This is a genomic window from Merdimmobilis hominis (assembly GCF_900104615.1).
GTDB lineage: Bacteria > Bacillota > Clostridia > Oscillospirales > Ruminococcaceae > Merdimmobilis > Merdimmobilis hominis.
Genome location: NZ_LT629939.1, coordinates 368968 through 384654 on the forward strand (window position 1 = coordinate 368968; position 15687 = coordinate 384654).

15 protein-coding genes and 1 riboswitch are annotated in these 15687 nt (G+C 58.5%); of the genes, 2 read left to right on the top strand and 13 right to left on the bottom strand.

Going from position 1 to position 15687, the window contains the following annotated elements:
- Window position 1 precedes the first annotated feature (1 nt).
- The 7 genes from BQ5353_RS01785 to BQ5353_RS01815 form a co-directional block, all read right to left on the bottom strand.
- A complete protein-coding gene (locus tag BQ5353_RS01785) occupies window positions 2-598 on the bottom strand; it encodes a histidine phosphatase family protein (protein ID WP_071427197.1) in 597 nt (198 codons plus the stop codon).
- Complete coding sequence (locus tag BQ5353_RS01790) at window positions 595-978, bottom strand: bifunctional adenosylcobinamide kinase/adenosylcobinamide-phosphate guanylyltransferase (RefSeq protein ID WP_071427198.1); 384 nt, start codon at window positions 976-978, stop codon at window positions 595-597. The genes BQ5353_RS01785 and BQ5353_RS01790 overlap by 4 nt, the downstream gene beginning before the upstream one ends.
- Window positions 975-1757: an adenosylcobinamide-GDP ribazoletransferase gene (locus BQ5353_RS01795; RefSeq protein WP_071427199.1), complete on the bottom strand. Its 783-nt coding sequence runs from the start codon at window positions 1755-1757 to the stop codon at window positions 975-977. Before BQ5353_RS01795 ends, BQ5353_RS01790 begins: the two co-directional genes overlap by 4 nt.
- Complete coding sequence (locus BQ5353_RS01800) at window positions 1754-2281, bottom strand: bifunctional adenosylcobinamide kinase/adenosylcobinamide-phosphate guanylyltransferase (protein ID WP_054330988.1); 528 nt, start codon at window positions 2279-2281, stop codon at window positions 1754-1756. The genes BQ5353_RS01795 and BQ5353_RS01800 overlap by 4 nt, the downstream gene beginning before the upstream one ends.
- A gap of 9 nt (window positions 2282-2290) precedes the next feature.
- The gene (cobT, locus tag BQ5353_RS01805) at window positions 2291-3349 is read right to left on the bottom strand and encodes a nicotinate-nucleotide--dimethylbenzimidazole phosphoribosyltransferase (protein WP_071427200.1); all 1059 of its coding nucleotides are present in this window, start codon (window positions 3347-3349) and stop codon (window positions 2291-2293) included.
- 1 nt (window position 3350) lies between these two features.
- Window positions 3351-4697 (bottom strand): cobyrinic acid a,c-diamide synthase CobB, encoded by a 1347-nt coding sequence (locus BQ5353_RS01810; RefSeq protein WP_071427201.1) that lies wholly within the window; start codon window positions 4695-4697, stop codon window positions 3351-3353.
- A 139-nt stretch (window positions 4698-4836) separates the two neighbouring features.
- Window positions 4837-5012, bottom strand: a riboswitch (cobalamin riboswitch).
- Window positions 5013-5159: 147 nt separating this feature from the next.
- Window positions 5160-6602: a M20 family metallopeptidase gene (locus tag BQ5353_RS01815; protein WP_071427202.1), complete on the bottom strand. Its 1443-nt coding sequence runs from the start codon at window positions 6600-6602 to the stop codon at window positions 5160-5162.
- Between the two features lie 271 nt (window positions 6603-6873).
- Between BQ5353_RS01815 and BQ5353_RS01820 the strand changes: the two genes are divergently transcribed.
- Window positions 6874-8196, top strand: a complete 1323-nt coding sequence (locus BQ5353_RS01820) for a cyclic nucleotide-binding domain-containing protein (RefSeq protein ID WP_071427203.1) — start codon at window positions 6874-6876, stop codon at window positions 8194-8196.
- Window positions 8197-8246: 50 nt separating this feature from the next.
- Here the strand turns inward: BQ5353_RS01820 and BQ5353_RS01825 are convergent, their stop codons facing one another.
- The gene (locus BQ5353_RS01825; protein WP_083386337.1) at window positions 8247-9599 is read right to left on the bottom strand and encodes a M20 family metallopeptidase; all 1353 of its coding nucleotides are present in this window, start codon (window positions 9597-9599) and stop codon (window positions 8247-8249) included.
- A 226-nt stretch (window positions 9600-9825) separates the two neighbouring features.
- Here BQ5353_RS01825 and BQ5353_RS01830 point away from each other — a divergent pair, with 226 nt between their 5' ends.
- Entirely contained in the window at window positions 9826-11148 is a 1323-nt protein-coding gene (locus tag BQ5353_RS01830; protein WP_071427203.1) for a cyclic nucleotide-binding domain-containing protein, read from the top strand.
- A 50-nt stretch (window positions 11149-11198) separates the two neighbouring features.
- Here the strand turns inward: BQ5353_RS01830 and BQ5353_RS01835 are convergent, their stop codons facing one another.
- The 5 genes from BQ5353_RS01835 to BQ5353_RS01855 all read right to left on the bottom strand — a co-directional run bounded on the left by BQ5353_RS01835 (window position 11199) and on the right by BQ5353_RS01855 (window position 15620).
- Complete coding sequence (locus BQ5353_RS01835; protein WP_054330983.1) at window positions 11199-11477, bottom strand: putative Se/S carrier protein; 279 nt, start codon at window positions 11475-11477, stop codon at window positions 11199-11201.
- A 14-nt stretch (window positions 11478-11491) separates the two neighbouring features.
- The gene (gene yedF, locus BQ5353_RS01840; protein ID WP_054330982.1) at window positions 11492-12085 is read right to left on the bottom strand and encodes a sulfurtransferase-like selenium metabolism protein YedF; all 594 of its coding nucleotides are present in this window, start codon (window positions 12083-12085) and stop codon (window positions 11492-11494) included.
- 225 nt (window positions 12086-12310) lie between these two features.
- Window positions 12311-12760 (bottom strand): hypothetical protein, encoded by a 450-nt coding sequence (locus BQ5353_RS13225; protein ID WP_231358502.1) that lies wholly within the window; start codon window positions 12758-12760, stop codon window positions 12311-12313.
- 120 nt (window positions 12761-12880) lie between these two features.
- Window positions 12881-14101: an AfsR/SARP family transcriptional regulator gene (locus BQ5353_RS01850; RefSeq protein ID WP_054330981.1), complete on the bottom strand. Its 1221-nt coding sequence runs from the start codon at window positions 14099-14101 to the stop codon at window positions 12881-12883.
- 172 nt (window positions 14102-14273) lie between these two features.
- Window positions 14274-15620: a M20/M25/M40 family metallo-hydrolase gene (locus tag BQ5353_RS01855; RefSeq protein ID WP_071427205.1), complete on the bottom strand. Its 1347-nt coding sequence runs from the start codon at window positions 15618-15620 to the stop codon at window positions 14274-14276.
- Window positions 15621-15687 lie beyond the last annotated feature (67 nt).

A 15687-nucleotide genomic window follows, 5' to 3' on the forward strand; every position in this document is an offset into this window, starting at 1 on the left:
GTTACTTTGGCACCGGTGGGAAGGGGCCCAAAACCTTGACCCGCTTTTCCTCCCGCCAGGCGCTTTCCTCCCATAGAATGAAATAGCCGGCGGCGTTTTTCACCTGCCAGCGGTAAAAATCCCCCTCGCCGCTGTAGTGGGCGAGAATTGCCATGATGCTCCCCCCATGGCAGACCACAGCGCAGGAGGAAAGGCCCCTTCCGACTGCGTCCTCCACAAGGGAGGCAAAGGCTTCTGTGCAGCGGAGGCGGAATGCTGGGGCGGATTCCCCCTCTGGGATCTCCCCTTCCCCACCGGAATCAATCCAACTTCGGTAAGCAGGGTCGTCCTTCAACTCTTCATAGGACTTGCCCTCAAAAGCTCCAAAATCACATTCCCGCAAATCGGGAACCGGGTGATACTCCGCCCCGGGGAACAAAATCTCTGCTGTTTGGCGGCAGCGGAGCATGGGGCTTCCATAGACCCGTTCCACCGGCGGGACGGCCACAGCCTGGGCCTGTTCCCGCCCTTGGGGAGAGAGGGGCTCATCGGTGGAACCGATGTAGGCCCGCCGCCGATTGCCCGGGGTCTCGCCGTGGCGCAGCAGGAGAACCTTCATCGCCACTCCCCCTTGATGGCCTGGGGGAACCCGCAGTGTACCCGCACCACCGCCTCCGCCTCCCGGGCCAGGGCGCAGAGGATCCGTCCGGTTTCCTCCCGCCAAGCCCGTTCAAAAGGGTCGATGGGGACCAGGCCGCAGCCGATTTCATCGGCGATGACAACCCGGGGATCGGACCGCTCTAAGAGGGCCTTCACCTCCTCTTTCGGGTCCCGGCCCGCCTCCATCTCCCGGCGGATGAACCGCTCCAGGTGGGAGACAATCTGCCCTTCCCCCTGCCAAGCGGTTTCCTCCCCCAGAATCCACGTGGGAGAACCGTTCAGTTTTTCTAAGGCGAGGGCGGTTTTCCCCTGGAAAGCCCCGCCAATCAGCAATATCATCCCAGAATCCTCCCCCCAATGAGAACCCCTGCCAGTATGAGCAGTTCGCACACCGTCAGGAACCAACCGGCCAGATCCCCGGTGATCCCCCCGAATTCCCGGCGGCTTTTGTAGAAATAATAGCAAAACCAAAGGGCTGCCAGCAAAAGGGCGATCCCCCCCTGCACCGGCTGGAGGGCAACCATACCCACAGCGGCCAAAGCCGACCAGGAGATCCCCCACAGGAATACCCCTCGTTTTTGGGCGCTGTCGGAAAAGGTGCGCAGAAGGCCGCTGTCCTTTGCCTTAGGGAAGGACACCACCGAACAGGCGGCCATCCCCCGGGAGAGGAGGTACCCCAAGCCCACTAGGATCTCCGCCCGTCGGGAGGGGGCGGCGTACAGCTCCGCCCATAGGGCAAAGGTTAGGACAAAATAACACCCCAGCGCAATGAGGGCAAAGGCCCCAGCGTGGGAATCCTTCATAATTTCCAGCTTTTTCTCCCGGCTGGCGTGGGAGGCAAGGGCATCTGAAACGTCACAAAAGCCGTCCAGATGGATGCCCCCGGTCACTGCCACCGGCAGGATGGCAGCCACCGCTGCGGCGACCCAAGGGGTGCTAAACCCCATCTGGGGGACGAGGCATGCCCACAAAACCTGGGCCCCGCCCACCAACAGGCCCACCAAGGGGAAAGCCGCCATGGCATAACCCATGTTCCCTTTATTCCAAGGGATTTGGGGCATAGGCAGGGCCGAATAGAGGGAAAACGCCACCACGACAGTCTCCCAAAAACCCTTCATTCCACCCATCCTTTCGGGCATTTCCCGTATACGGGGATGCCATAGACCGATTCCACCACCAGATCCGCCCGGCGGGCCAGCTCCCGGTGGAGGGTTCCCAAAGCAAAGAGGTAAGCCTCCATCCCCTCCGGCGCCGGCTGGGAAAACACCTCCCCGGAAACCACCACCAAGTGGGCGGCCCGCTCCAGCAGGTGTTCCAGCTCCGCTAGGATCTTCCCTGTGGGGTCGGGGATAAAGTCCCCTTGGGGATACATCTCATTGGCCAGTAGGTTGGTCAGACACTCCAACAGTACAGTGGAACCGGAAGGGATGGAAAGCCTCTCCAAATCCCGGGGGCATTCCACCGTACAAAACCCCTTGCCTGCCCGGGCGCGCCGGTGCCGGTCCACCCGGGAAAGGCTCTCCCCGTCCCGCGCCTCCATGGTGGCCAAGTAGATGCGGGGACCGTCCCCCCACCGGCAGGCGAGAGACTCCGCATATTCCGATTTTCCGCTGGCGGCGCCGCCGGTGACAAGGGCGATCATAACATCCTCCTAAACAAGGGGCCGGTAGGGCTCCATAGAGATTTCCGCAAAGGTGCTGGTCTCCCGGTAGACCGCCTCCACCATGTCCAGCAGGGGGAACAAGGCCACCGCGCCTGTCCCCTCCCCAAGGCACATGCCACACCGCAGAGGCGCTGTCAGGCCGAGGGCGGAGAGGACCAGCTCCCCCGCGGGCTCTGCCGACTGGTGGGAAGGGAGCATATACGCCTCAATGCCAGGGGCGAGCCGCTGGGCGATGAGGGCCGCCACCCCGGAGATCAAGCCGTCGATCACCACCGGGATGCCGTACACCCCGCCGCCCAGGAACAGACCGGCCATCCCGGCGATGTCCAGCCCCCCCACCTTGGAGAGGACGTCCAGCGGGTCGCCGGAGTCGGGCCTGTGGAGGGCGAGGGCTTGCTCAATCACCTGGATTTTCCGCTCTAAGCCCTGGGTGGAGAGCCCTGCCCCCCGGCCGGTGACCTGCCTTGCCGGGATTTGCAGCAAAGCGGCCAGCACCGCACTGCTGGTGGTGGTGTTGCCGATGCCCATCTCCCCGGTTGCAAGGATGGAAAAGCCCTCCTGTTTCAGCTCCCCAGCCAGCTGGATGCCAACTTCCAAGGCTGCGGTAGTTTGCTGCCGGGTCATGGCCGGTTCCACAGCCAGGTTTTTGGTCCCAAAGGCGATTTTTCGGCAAAGGGGGCCCTTCACCTCCCGGGCGACGCCGATGTCCACCGGGAGAACCTTCGCCCCGGCACAGGCCGCCATCCGGTTGACAGTGGTGATCCCTTTGGACAGGTTTTCCGCCACTAAGGCGGTGATCTCGCTGCCGGTCTGGGTCACTCCTTCGGCAACCACCCCGTTGTCTGCGCAGAAGACCACCACGCATTTCTTAGAGAGGTCCAGCTCCGCTGACCCGGTGATGCCGGCGATCTTCACCACCATATCCTCCAAAAGGCCCAGGCTGTGCAGCGGTTTGGCAATGCCGTCCAGCCGGGCCTGGGCCTCCCCCTGAGCAGAGGCATCCGGGCGCTTGTCCCGCAAAAGGGTAAGTGCTTCTTCCAGGGTCATGTTACATTCCTCCAAATCTGCGGCAGCGGTTTAAAAAGCGGTGGGCCGCCTGGGGATTCCCCCCAAAGTGGATATGGGGATATCCGGCGTAGAGGTTCTCGTTGACCACGCCGCACTCCCAGCACTTGCCGCTGGGCTTCTGTGCCAGGTACCCGTCGCCGCAGCAGTCGCTATCGGAATAGTGGAACTCATGGGCGGGTATCCGCTCCCCAGCGGCCAAAAGCAGGGAATCCTCCTTGGCCTCCAAAGTCAGGTATCCAAACCGGACCAGTTTTTTGGTCATGCTGGCCCTGCCCGGCAGCGCTCCTACCATGGGATATGCCCGGCCATCCGGCCCGGTGAGGCTCTCTTGGAGATAGAGGAACCCCCCGCATTCGGCAATGGTAGGCATCCCCGCCTCCACCGCCCTTTTGACGCTGGACCGCATGGGATGGTTGTCCGAGAGGGCCGCCCCATAGAGTTCCGGGTAGCCGCCCCCCAGGATGAGCCCTTGACAGCCTTGGGGGATCTCCTCATCTTTCATAGGGGAGAAGAAGCAAAGTTCTGCCCCCAGCCGTTCCAGCAGTTCCAGGTTGTCGGCATAATAAAAGGAGAATGCCCGGTCCCGGGCCACGGCGACCCGCACTGGGGGGCCGGAGGGGAGTTCCCTCTCGGGGCAGGCGGGAAGCTCCCCCGCGGACTGGGCCAGCTCCAGGAGGCCGTCCAAATCCAGGTACCTGGCCCCAAGGTTGCCCAGGCAGGTCAAAACGGATTTCAGTTCCTGGGTTTCGTGGGCGGTGACCAGCCCCAGATGGCGGCTTTTCAGGGTCACCGACGGGTCCGGAGGGAGGAACCCATAGGCCCGCAGGCCGGTGTTTTCCTCCACAATCTTTTTGTAATAGGGGTACATCCCCGGGGAAATCTGATTGAAAATCACCCCGCAGATGTTGTTTTCCTGAAAATTTTGGTATCCGGACACCACCGCAGCGACGGAAAGTCCCATGCCTTTACACCCTAAAACCAGCACAGCGGGGGTATCGGTCACTTGAGAGAGGTGGCAGGCGCTGCCAAAGGAGCTCTCCCCCACCCCGTCGTAATAGCCCATCACCCCTTCTATTACTGCCAGGTCCCCCTGAGAGCGGGAAAGGGCCCCGAGGACTCCCTCTTCCCCCATGAGGAACAGATCCAGGTTCCGGCAGGGCACGCCGGTGACTTCGGTGTGGAACATGGGGTCGATGTAATCCGGCCCACATTTGAAGGCAGATAGGCGTTTCCCACGAGTGGCCAGAGCCCGCAGCAGGGCGCAGGTGATGGTGGTCTTGCCACAGGAACTGCCCGTCCCGGCGATCATAAGGCGCGGTATACCCATCCTCTCACTCCCCTTTTTCAAATAAAAAAGCCCTCCCCGGCAGCATTTGCCAGGGAGAGCGCAAAAAATCCCGTATCCCCGGCAAAACACCGGAGATCTTGGGCTGCACACTGTCTCTCGCAGGGGCCGCCTCTGCCGGCGGTCAGCCGGGCTTTGGGCAGGTATTCTGACTTGGCTTCCTCGCCTCCGACAGCCTTCCCGTAAACCAGTGGCCCATTGCCGGAGGCTCCACCACACAGCGGCGGGACCGTGCGGGAATTTCACCCGCTTCCCTCTTCCCTTCGCAAAGCGAAGACCCAAAGCACATATCTTCTTTTTCTTAAAAAGTGTAGTACAGAACGGGGGAAAAGTCAAGGGAAGCCCCTTGTCTCTCCCAAACAGGGCCAATAAAAAAGGGGACCGGCTATGGGAAGCCGGCCCCCTTCTAAGGATATCATCATAAACAATGTGCGGACAGCTGTGCTATTTGCCGGGGTTGATAGCGGCGGGTTTCACCCCTTTGGGGATGGGGCAGACGTATTTGCCGCCGTCCAGCCGGTCGTTCAGTTCCTCCTTGGCCGCCTCGATGATGGAGGGGTCTAGGATGGCGTCGATGGCCGTACCTGCCATAACCTTAGCTGCCAGAATGGTGGCCTTATGGGCGATCTCCGACTTGCCCTGGGCAACAACCTGCCAGGAGTGTCCAGGGGTACCGGAGGCCCAGGTGGCGGTGTTGACCTGTGCGGTGGGGCAGACCCAGCTGACGTCGCCCACATCGGTAGAACCGGGCATGGCGGTGTCATCCGGCACATAGGGGACCACAAAGTTGTTGATGATGTCGTCCTTGTGCTCCTTGGCCAGCCGTTTGCCCTCAATGCCATATTTGTCGGCCTTGCTCTCCAGAGTGTTGCTCAGGTTCTCCACACTCTCCCGGATGGATTTGGCAAAGGCCATCTCTTCGTCCGTGTAGGTGGGCAAGGGGAGTTCACTCAGGTTTTTGTGCATCAGCCGCTCCAGCACATTGTTCGGCACCACATTGGAGCAGGCCTTGATAAACCGGGTTTCCAGCTGGGTGCTGGTCATCAGAGCAGCGCCTTTGGCGATGTCGTTGACCCGGTCGTAAATCTCTGCCACTTGGGGGGTCTTGGGGGCCCGCAGCAGGTAGAGAACCTCCGCCTCCGCCTGGACCACGTTGGGGGAGAACCCGCCGGAATTGGTGATGGCGTAGTGCATCCGAGCCTCGGGGATGACGTGTTCCCGCAGGAAGTTGACCGCCACGTTCATCAACTCTACCGCGTCCAGGGCGCTTCTGCCCAGGTGGGGGCAGCCGGCGGCGTGGGCGCTGATGCCCTTGAATTTATAGGAGACCTGGTAGTTGGCCAAGCTGCTTCCGGAAGCCACGCAGTTGACATCGCCGGGATGCCAGGTCAAGGCGATGTCCAATTCGTCAAAGACGCCTTCCCGGGCCATAAAGGCTTTGCCGGAGCCGCCCTCCTCACCGGGGCAGCCGTAGTAGATGACGGTGCCGGGGAGATTGTTGGCAGAGAGGTACTCCTTCACCGCAATAGCAGCGCCCAGGGAGCCCACACCCAAGTTGTTATGGCCGCATCCGTGTCCGGGGGCACCGGCCTGGAACGCCTCTTTCGAAGTGCAGCAGGCCTTCTGGTTCAGGCCGGAAAGGGCGTCGAACTCACCCAAAAAGCCGATGACCGGTTTGCCGGAGCCATACCGTCCGGTGAAGGCAGTGGGGACATCCCCCACATTCTGGGCGACTTCAAACCCCGCTTCTGCCAAGGCGTCGCACAGGATTTTCATCGATCCAAATTCCTGGAACGCAGTTTCCGCACAATCCCAAACCTGGTCTCCCAGATGATCGAGCCAATCTTTTTTGCCGTCGATGACAGCAAGCGCTTGCATTTTGTCCATAATTGGGTCCCTCTCTTTCCGCCGCAGTGCGGCTGACAATGGCATTTATCTTGGGGGGAAAACTCCGGCAAAACGGAGGGGTTTCCACCAAAATCCACACAAAAATCTGTTTTTAATTGTAGCATTCCCCCTAGGGGCTGTCAACGGCAGAAGGGGGGATGATGGCAATTTTGCCCCGATTTAGAGACAGGTTACGGACATTTCCCTTTGCATTTTCCCCTGTTATCCCGTATAATGGGGAAAAGAGATTTGAGGGAAAGGAGGGGCACAGATGTTGCCGCAAATTGGATGGATCGGGCCTGTCCAGCTGGCCCCGCTTTTGGAGGAGGCTCGGCCCGGCCTTGCAAGCCGCTGCCAGCTTCTCTTCCTCCCCTGTACCGACCCCGCCAAGGCCGCCGCCCTCTACCGGGAAAACCAGGCGGGATGCCAAGGCTTTGTGTTTTCCAACCCGCTGCTTTACCACGCCGTGCTCCACCGCATCCCCAAGCTGGAGCGGTACTGCGGCTGCCTCTCCATCGACGAGTGCGACTTGTACCGCACCCTGTTCCAGGTGGCGGTGGAGTACCCCACACTGGACTTTGCCCAGGTCCTCATCGGCCTAACCCAGCTCAACCTAAAGATGAATGGCATCTTCCCCGAAGGGCACAGCCCGGTGATCGAGCTCTCCAAGCCGGAGAAGGGCGGCCTTTTTCCGTCCCAGGAAGAGATTCTCGCCCGCTACCGCCAGCTCTGCCGCCGGGATGATCTGAAACTGATTATCACCCAGCTGTTCGCCTTGGAGGAGCCCCTCGCGCGGGCGGGTATCCCCTGCCGTGTCGTCCACCCCTCCCAAGAGAGCATTCAGCGGGCGGCCTTGGACGTCCTTTCCCATCTGAAAGCGGTGGAGATGGACGGGGCTCTGACCGTCTCCGGGGTGGTATCGGCTCTGGATGAGCTGGACGACCTGCGCAAAACCCAGCTCTCCAAAGCCCTGCGGGATTTCAACAAACTATCCTCCATGGTGCTGGTCATCCGCCGGAACCAATCGGTATTTGAGCTTACCACCTCTAACGCCCGCCTCTCGGAGCTGACCGCGGGCCGCAGGGAGTGCCGCCTAACCGCCTACCTGAAAAAGGTTCTTGAGTTTGAAGTCTGCGTGGGCTGGGGGGTGGGCCGTGAACTGGCCTCCGCCCGGAAAAATGCCTCCCAGGCCCTGCTGGAGTCCCGGGGCGACCGGCAGCACCGGGCCTTTATCCTGGATGAAAAGGGGATTCTCTCCCCTCCGTTGGAAAGCGAAACCCTGTCAGTGGAACTGGGGGGCATCAGCGCCAAGGCCCGCGCCCTGGCCAAACGGTGTTCCATCTCCTCCGGCAACATGCAAAAAATCCTCTCCATCGCCAAACGCTCCCCCCACATCTCCAGTGAAGAACTGGCCTATTACCTAGGGGTGGAGCAACGCAGTGCCAGCCGCATCCTGAACCATTTGGTGGACGCCGGGGCAGCGGAGCTGGCCTACAAGGAACAAATCAACCTGCGGGGGCGGCCGGCGAAGATCTACCTTCTTAACCTGGACCAGCTGGAACAGGCGGAACCATCCCCCTCTCCCCGGACTTGATGGCAAAATGCAAAAAGCACCGGCAAACCTGCCGGTGCTTTTCTTTGTCTCTAAGCCAATTCCGGGTAAAGCTNCAGAATGGTGGCCTTATGGGCGATCTCCGACTTGCCCTGGGCAACAACCTGCCAGGAGTGTCCAGGGGTACCGGAGGCCCAGGTGGCGGTGTTGACCTGTGCGGTGGGGCAGACCCAGCTGACGTCGCCCACATCGGTAGAACCGGGCATGGCGGTGTCATCCGGCACATAGGGGACCACAAAGTTGTTGATGATGTCGTCCTTGTGCTCCTTGGCCAGCCGTTTGCCCTCAATGCCATATTTGTCGGCCTTGCTCTCCAGAGTGTTGCTCAGGTTCTCCACACTCTCCCGGATGGATTTGGCAAAGGCCATCTCTTCGTCCGTGTAGGTGGGCAAGGGGAGTTCACTCAGGTTTTTGTGCATCAGCCGCTCCAGCACATTGTTCGGCACCACATTGGAGCAGGCCTTGATAAACCGGGTTTCCAGCTGGGTGCTGGTCATCAGAGCAGCGCCTTTGGCGATGTCGTTGACCCGGTCGTAAATCTCTGCCACTTGGGGGGTCTTGGGGGCCCGCAGCAGGTAGAGAACCTCCGCCTCCGCCTGGACCACGTTGGGGGAGAACCCGCCGGAATTGGTGATGGCGTAGTGCATCCGAGCCTCGGGGATGACGTGTTCCCGCAGGAAGTTGACCGCCACGTTCATCAACTCTACCGCGTCCAGGGCGCTTCTGCCCAGGTGGGGGCAGCCGGCGGCGTGGGCGCTGATGCCCTTGAATTTATAGGAGACCTGGTAGTTGGCCAAGCTGCTTCCGGAAGCCACGCAGTTGACATCGCCGGGATGCCAGGTCAAGGCGATGTCCAATTCGTCAAAGACGCCTTCCCGGGCCATAAAGGCTTTGCCGGAGCCGCCCTCCTCACCGGGGCAGCCGTAGTAGATGACGGTGCCGGGGAGATTGTTGGCAGAGAGGTACTCCTTCACCGCAATAGCAGCGCCCAGGGAGCCCACACCCAAGTTGTTATGGCCGCATCCGTGTCCGGGGGCACCGGCCTGGAACGCCTCTTTCGAAGTGCAGCAGGCCTTCTGGTTCAGGCCGGAAAGGGCGTCGAACTCACCCAAAAAGCCGATGACCGGTTTGCCGGAGCCATACCGTCCGGTGAAGGCAGTGGGGACATCCCCCACATTCTGGGCGACTTCAAACCCCGCTTCTGCCAAGGCGTCGCACAGGATTTTCATCGATCCAAATTCCTGGAACGCAGTTTCCGCACAATCCCAAACCTGGTCTCCCAGATGATCGAGCCAATCTTTTTTGCCGTCGATGACAGCAAGCGCTTGCATTTTGTCCATAATTGGGTCCCTCTCTTTCCGCCGCAGTGCGGCTGACAATGGCATTTATCTTGGGGGGAAAACTCCGGCAAAACGGAGGGGTTTCCACCAAAATCCACACAAAAATCTGTTTTTAATTGTAGCATTCCCCCTAGGGGCTGTCAACGGCAGAAGGGGGGATGATGGCAATTTTGCCCCGATTTAGAGACAGGTTACGGACATTTCCCTTTGCATTTTCCCCTGTTATCCCGTATAATGGGGAAAAGAGATTTGAGGGAAAGGAGGGGCACAGATGTTGCCGCAAATTGGATGGATCGGGCCTGTCCAGCTGGCCCCGCTTTTGGAGGAGGCTCGGCCCGGCCTTGCAAGCCGCTGCCAGCTTCTCTTCCTCCCCTGTACCGACCCCGCCAAGGCCGCCGCCCTCTACCGGGAAAACCAGGCGGGATGCCAAGGCTTTGTGTTTTCCAACCCGCTGCTTTACCACGCCGTGCTCCACCGCATCCCCAAGCTGGAGCGGTACTGCGGCTGCCTCTCCATCGACGAGTGCGACTTGTACCGCACCCTGTTCCAGGTGGCGGTGGAGTACCCCACACTGGACTTTGCCCAGGTCCTCATCGGCCTAACCCAGCTCAACCTAAAGATGAATGGCATCTTCCCCGAAGGGCACAGCCCGGTGATCGAGCTCTCCAAGCCGGAGAAGGGCGGCCTTTTTCCGTCCCAGGAAGAGATTCTCGCCCGCTACCGCCAGCTCTGCCGCCGGGATGATCTGAAACTGATTATCACCCAGCTGTTCGCCTTGGAGGAGCCCCTCGCGCGGGCGGGTATCCCCTGCCGTGTCGTCCACCCCTCCCAAGAGAGCATTCAGCGGGCGGCCTTGGACGTCCTTTCCCATCTGAAAGCGGTGGAGATGGACGGGGCTCTGACCGTCTCCGGGGTGGTATCGGCTCTGGATGAGCTGGACGACCTGCGCAAAACCCAGCTCTCCAAAGCCCTGCGGGATTTCAACAAACTATCCTCCATGGTGCTGGTCATCCGCCGGAACCAATCGGTATTTGAGCTTACCACCTCTAACGCCCGCCTCTCGGAGCTGACCGCGGGCCGCAGGGAGTGCCGCCTAACCGCCTACCTGAAAAAGGTTCTTGAGTTTGAAGTCTGCGTGGGCTGGGGGGTGGGCCGTGAACTGGCCTCCGCCCGGAAAAATGCCTCCCAGGCCCTGCTGGAGTCCCGGGGCGACCGGCAGCACCGGGCCTTTATCCTGGATGAAAAGGGGATTCTCTCCCCTCCGTTGGAAAGCGAAACCCTGTCAGTGGAACTGGGGGGCATCAGCGCCAAGGCCCGCGCCCTGGCCAAACGGTGTTCCATCTCCTCCGGCAACATGCAAAAAATCCTCTCCATCGCCAAACGCTCCCCCCACATCTCCAGTGAAGAACTGGCCTATTACCTAGGGGTGGAGCAACGCAGTGCCAGCCGCATCCTGAACCATTTGGTGGACGCCGGGGCAGCGGAGCTGGCCTACAAGGAACAAATCAACCTGCGGGGGCGGCCGGCGAAGATCTACCTTCTTAACCTGGACCAGCTGGAACAGGCGGAACCATCCCCCTCTCCCCGGACTTGATGGCAAAATGCAAAAAGCACCGGCAAACCTGCCGGTGCTTTTCTTTGTCTCTAAGCCAATTCCGGGTAAAGCTGCTGGGGGATCACCTTGCCATCCACGCGGGCTACCCCATAGATGGTATAGCTGCCCTCCGGCACCGGGGAACCGGGCAGGAAAGCCTTCACCGCATCATAATCCCCGGGCAGGAACCGAACCGAAATCCCACAGGACTGGGAAATTTCCCGCAAGGTGGGCATGATGGTGATTTCAAAACTCCCTTTGAGCGCTTTTTCCGCCGCCATGGCGGCATGGGTGGAATTGAACACAATCAAACAATACTCAAAATTCATAATTCCGTCCATCCCTACAAGCTGATGACTTTTGCCGCGTCGAACATCCGCTTGGTGATGTCGTACATGTTGCTGACGGTGCCGATTTTCAGCTGATCGGCGATGCCGAAGAAATTGAGGCAGGTGCCGCAGACCAGAATCTCACATCCCTTTTGCTCCAATTCTTTGAGGTGGCCAACCACCTGCTCATCCAGGGCGGGCAGTTTGACGCCGCCGTTCATAAACAGGATGGATTTGGGCAGGTCATCCCCTTGGGACAAGGTGTAGAAGAACATCCGCATCAGGTTGCCGCCCAACTCATCGCTGCCGGCGCCGATGGTCTCCTTGCCCACAAAGAGAGCCCAGGAACCGCCCGCTTCCGCCCGATCCGGCACCGCGGCTTCCGGCACTGCGTTGGGATCGCCGGAAAAGGCCACTTCATAGCTGCCTTCCCCACCGGAGACTGCCGAAGCATAGCCCTGGCTTTCTGCCAGTTTCTGCAGGTTCTTCACTGCGGTTTCATTGTCCACTTCCACTACAAAAGCAGCACAGCCGCCGTCGATTTCTTTCTTCGCCAAGATTACCGGCATGGGGCAGGCTTTGCCTTTGGCATCAATCCGTTTGGTCATATTTGTCTCCTCCTATATGGGATCGCGCCCAAAGGGCGGATCGTCCTTTGCTCATGGCTCCATTATACCCCTCGCTGCCAGCCCATTGCAAGCAACTAGCCAATGGTAATTTCTATCCCACGGGGCGCTTGTATTGATTTTACCAATACCTGCCTCGGATTTTCCAGGCCGGCCGGCTCACCTTAAAAAGAAAGAAGGCGGCTGTTGTGCCGCCCTCAAACTTAGTTATTCTTCTTTTGTACATTCGTTGAGGGCGCTGTCCATCAACTTAATCATTTCTAGGGCGCTGCGGAACTTTTGCTCTTTTTTCTGCTCTACCCAGGAAATGGATCCCTGCCAAGTGGCGTTTTGCCGGAACTGTACCTGAACGATAAAAGTTGCTTTTTCCCCTATCAGATTCTCAAAGGTCTCATCATCCATAATTTTATTAAAGTCCCCTTTCCCCTTGGATTGGCCATCAATGGCCTTGGATTTCCCAAAACTGCGGTAATCTTGGGCGCTTTGGGGAAATCCCAGATAGTTTATTATCCTTTCCATTCGATCAATAAGGAGATAGATATTGGGAAATTCTGCCATACGGGGGACAAAAGGGTTGTACACCCTGCCTGAAATCTCTTGTTCCAGAACATTATCCACACAGACCTTAAAGGTAGATTTCAAGTACGGAACAGCCACGGCTTCGCCTCCCAATCGTAATCAATATACCAACAAATGGTCATGCTGAGGTAAACAATTCAAAACAATTACAATACAGTTTCACATTTCGCTCTTTGTTTGTGACCTCCCGCTATTCTGTTACAGCGGAATAGGGTCCAATGGCTGCAATTTTGTGTGGATAATCACCGGGATATTGCGGTGTTCCCGGGAGAATCGCTTGACGATCCGCTCCAGAACCTTGGACCCACTTTCAAAGGTCACCGTTGGCAGGAGCACCACATACTGGGCTGCACTGAACCGGGCGGCCACATCCCCTTTGCGCAGGCTAAGGCGAATGGCCCCCTCCAGATGGTCCATGGCGTTGTTGAGCAGCTTGGAGTCCGGGATGCCGCTGTTGAAGTCGGTGACAGTCAAAAGGCCAATGTAGACAGTCTGCCCATTGCGCGCAATGGAGCGGGCTTGTAAGCGGTACACATCTTTGAAGATTTCATACTCGCAGAAGAAAGCCCCTTCCACCGAAGTAGCTTCCCGCAGGTCATTTTTGATGATGTCCAGGTCGGTCTCCACGCTTTTTTCGGTCTTGATGATATCCCGGTAGATAGAGCGCAGCCGGTCGGATACCTTGACCCCCAGCTCCCGGTAGAACAGGTTGGTAATATAGTCGTAGTGCTCCAACGCCTTCTGCTGCCAACCCACATTGTAAAAGGCCAGGATCAGCTGCTCGTGGAGCTTCTCATCAAAGCGGTCGATTATGATCGCCTTCTCGCAGACCTCCACCACCTTTTGGTAATCCCGCCGGTCCATTAAAAGGTCCAAGAGGCGGTGGACCGCATTCAAATAAAGGGTGTGGTAATAGGTACTGACCGGGACTACCCACTCTTCAAAGGAGGATTTGGGGAGGAAATCCCCCTTGTAAATATCTACTGCCTGGAGGTACTTTTGAATCTGGGCTTCTTCCTCCAGGCCGGCCTCCTGGGCTTCCTTACAGAGGTTCTCAAACAGACTGACGTCAATCTGACAGTCTATCTCTTTGTTCCAACAATAAGAACCTCGCCGGTAAGTGACAAACTCTTCATCCGTCTGAATCCCACTTGCCGCTAAAGTGGTGCGAATGCGATAGATTAAGTTTTTCAGTGCATTTGCCGGATTATCGCTGCTGCCATCCGGCCATAATGCGGAAATCAGATCATTTTGGGAAAGATCTTTATCCCGAAAAGTGATTAGGTATTCCAAAAGATTCCAAATCTTATGTGTTCTGCTGATATTATCTCCAATAGCTTTGTCGCCCCGTCGAATCTCAAAGCTACCCAACATGGTAATTTGGACTTTAGAAATATCAGCATTGTTGATTCCCGCCATTCTCGCGCCTCCTCCCCGTTGTTTCTGTACCATTATAGCATCTTTTAGGGGGGTTTTCATCTATATATTTGGAAATTGTAGGGCAAAACACTGGATAGCTTGTCACAGAAAACACAAATGCAAAAAGGCACAGCCAGCTGCATGGCTGCGCCTTACTGGCCTGGCTATTCTGTTAGCAACTGCCGTAACGCCGGATTATTTCCACATAAAATTCCACCGCGTTTGCAAACCCATCCTTCAGCATCCGCTCATTAACTGAGTGGGTAGTTGGCAGGGTGGCGTCATCCGCCACAAAGGGGGCAAATCGGAATACATTATCACAGATAGGGTAGTAATTCCGGGAATCGGAGCCGCCTACCATCAGATAGGGGGCGAAGATGGCACCGGGGAACTTCTCCATCGTCACCTCTTTGAGCAGGGCAAACTCCGGGGAATCGCTGGGGCTTTCCGGGGAGGGGTCATTCCCTTTGACCAGGGTCACTGTGATTTCCGGCCCCACCACCGACTGGATGTGGGCCTTCACCGATTCCAGGGTATCCCCCGGCAGCAGGCGGCAGTTCACCGTCAAGGTGGCCCGCTCCGGCAGGATGTTGGACTGGGCGCTGCCCGAGGCCATAGTCAGCGCCATGGTGGTCCGGGTCATGGCCGCTGTGGTGGGCGCCTGATCCAACACGGCCAAAATCTGCCCCGCATAGGTCTTAGGGTCGGCTGCCATTGCCGCTACTTGGGGCCCCATCGCCGGGCCGATGGCCGCAACGGTTCCAGCCACTACGTCAATCAGCCGCTGGGGGAAGGGATTGGCCTCAATGGCCGCGCCCGCCCGGCAGATTTTGCCCAAAGCAGTCCCCTTGCCTGGGGCGCTGGAGTGGCCTCCCGCATCGGTGACCGAGAGTTCAAAATCCGCGTGGCCTTTTTCCGCCAAACCCACAGTGGCAATGTTCTGGGGAATGCCGAACATGGTCCCGTTGACCACAGCACCGCCCTCGTCGATGACGCAGCCCAGCCGCACGCCCCTAGACTCCAGCAGTTTGACTATCTCCTTGGCTCCGGAGATGCCCGCACCCATCACCTCTTCGTTGTGGCCATAACAGAGATAGACGTCGCAGGGCGGGGTGTAACCCTCGGCCAACAGATGTTCCACCGCCTCCATCTGGGCGGAAATTTGGCACTTGGTGTCCAGGGTGCCCCGGCCCCAAATGTAGGTGTCGTCAATGTCGCCGGAGAACGGCCCATGTTCCCACTGGCTTTCCTCCCCCACTGGGACTACATCCTGATGGGCGGTGAGGGCGATAGGCAGCCGGTTGCTGGAACCATCCCCTTTCCAGCGGTACAGGAGGCTGGCCCGGCTGACCACCTCTTTCTCCAGGTGCTGGTGGATGAGAGGGAAAGTCTCCTCCAGATACCGGTGGAATTTGTAGAACTCCTTATAATCCATCTTTTCCGGGTCTGGGTTGGAGACGGTGGCAAACCGGATCATGCCGGAAAACCGATCCAAAACCGCTTGATTGTCAATTTTCATAAAAACAACTCCTTTCCGATAATATATTTATCAAATCTGTAAAACAGTTTACCCTTTTGCGGCCAAA

Bases quoted from the DNA above. Each gene is read 5' to 3' on its own strand.
- BQ5353_RS01790 (WP_071427198.1), bottom strand. From the start codon at position 978: ATGATATTGCTGATTGGCGGGGCTTTCCAGGGGAAAACCGCCCTCGCC.
- BQ5353_RS01855 (WP_071427205.1), bottom strand. From the start codon at position 15,620: ATGAAAATTGACAATCAAGCGGTTTTGGATCGGTTTTCCGGCATGATC.
- BQ5353_RS01850 (WP_054330981.1), bottom strand. From the start codon at position 14,101: ATGGCGGGAATCAACAATGCTGATATTTCTAAAGTCCAAATTACCATG.
- BQ5353_RS01810 (WP_071427201.1), bottom strand. From the start codon at position 4,697: ATGGGTATACCGCGCCTTATGATCGCCGGGACGGGCAGTTCCTGTGGC.
- BQ5353_RS01815 (WP_071427202.1), bottom strand. From the start codon at position 6,602: ATGGACAAAATGCAAGCGCTTGCTGTCATCGACGGCAAAAAAGATTGG.
- BQ5353_RS01795 (WP_071427199.1), bottom strand. From the start codon at position 1,757: ATGAAGGGTTTTTGGGAGACTGTCGTGGTGGCGTTTTCCCTCTATTCG.
- BQ5353_RS01835 (WP_054330983.1), bottom strand. From the start codon at position 11,477: ATGAATTTTGAGTATTGTTTGATTGTGTTCAATTCCACCCATGCCGCC.
- BQ5353_RS01800 (WP_054330988.1), bottom strand. From the start codon at position 2,281: ATGATCGCCCTTGTCACCGGCGGCGCCGCCAGCGGAAAATCGGAATAT.
- BQ5353_RS01820 (WP_071427203.1), top strand. From the start codon at position 6,874: ATGTTGCCGCAAATTGGATGGATCGGGCCTGTCCAGCTGGCCCCGCTT.
- cobT (WP_071427200.1), bottom strand. From the start codon at position 3,349: ATGACCCTGGAAGAAGCACTTACCCTTTTGCGGGACAAGCGCCCGGAT.
- yedF (WP_054330982.1), bottom strand. From the start codon at position 12,085: ATGACCAAACGGATTGATGCCAAAGGCAAAGCCTGCCCCATGCCGGTA.
- BQ5353_RS01785 (WP_071427197.1), bottom strand. From the start codon at position 598: ATGAAGGTTCTCCTGCTGCGCCACGGCGAGACCCCGGGCAATCGGCGG.
- BQ5353_RS01830 (WP_071427203.1), top strand. From the start codon at position 9,826: ATGTTGCCGCAAATTGGATGGATCGGGCCTGTCCAGCTGGCCCCGCTT.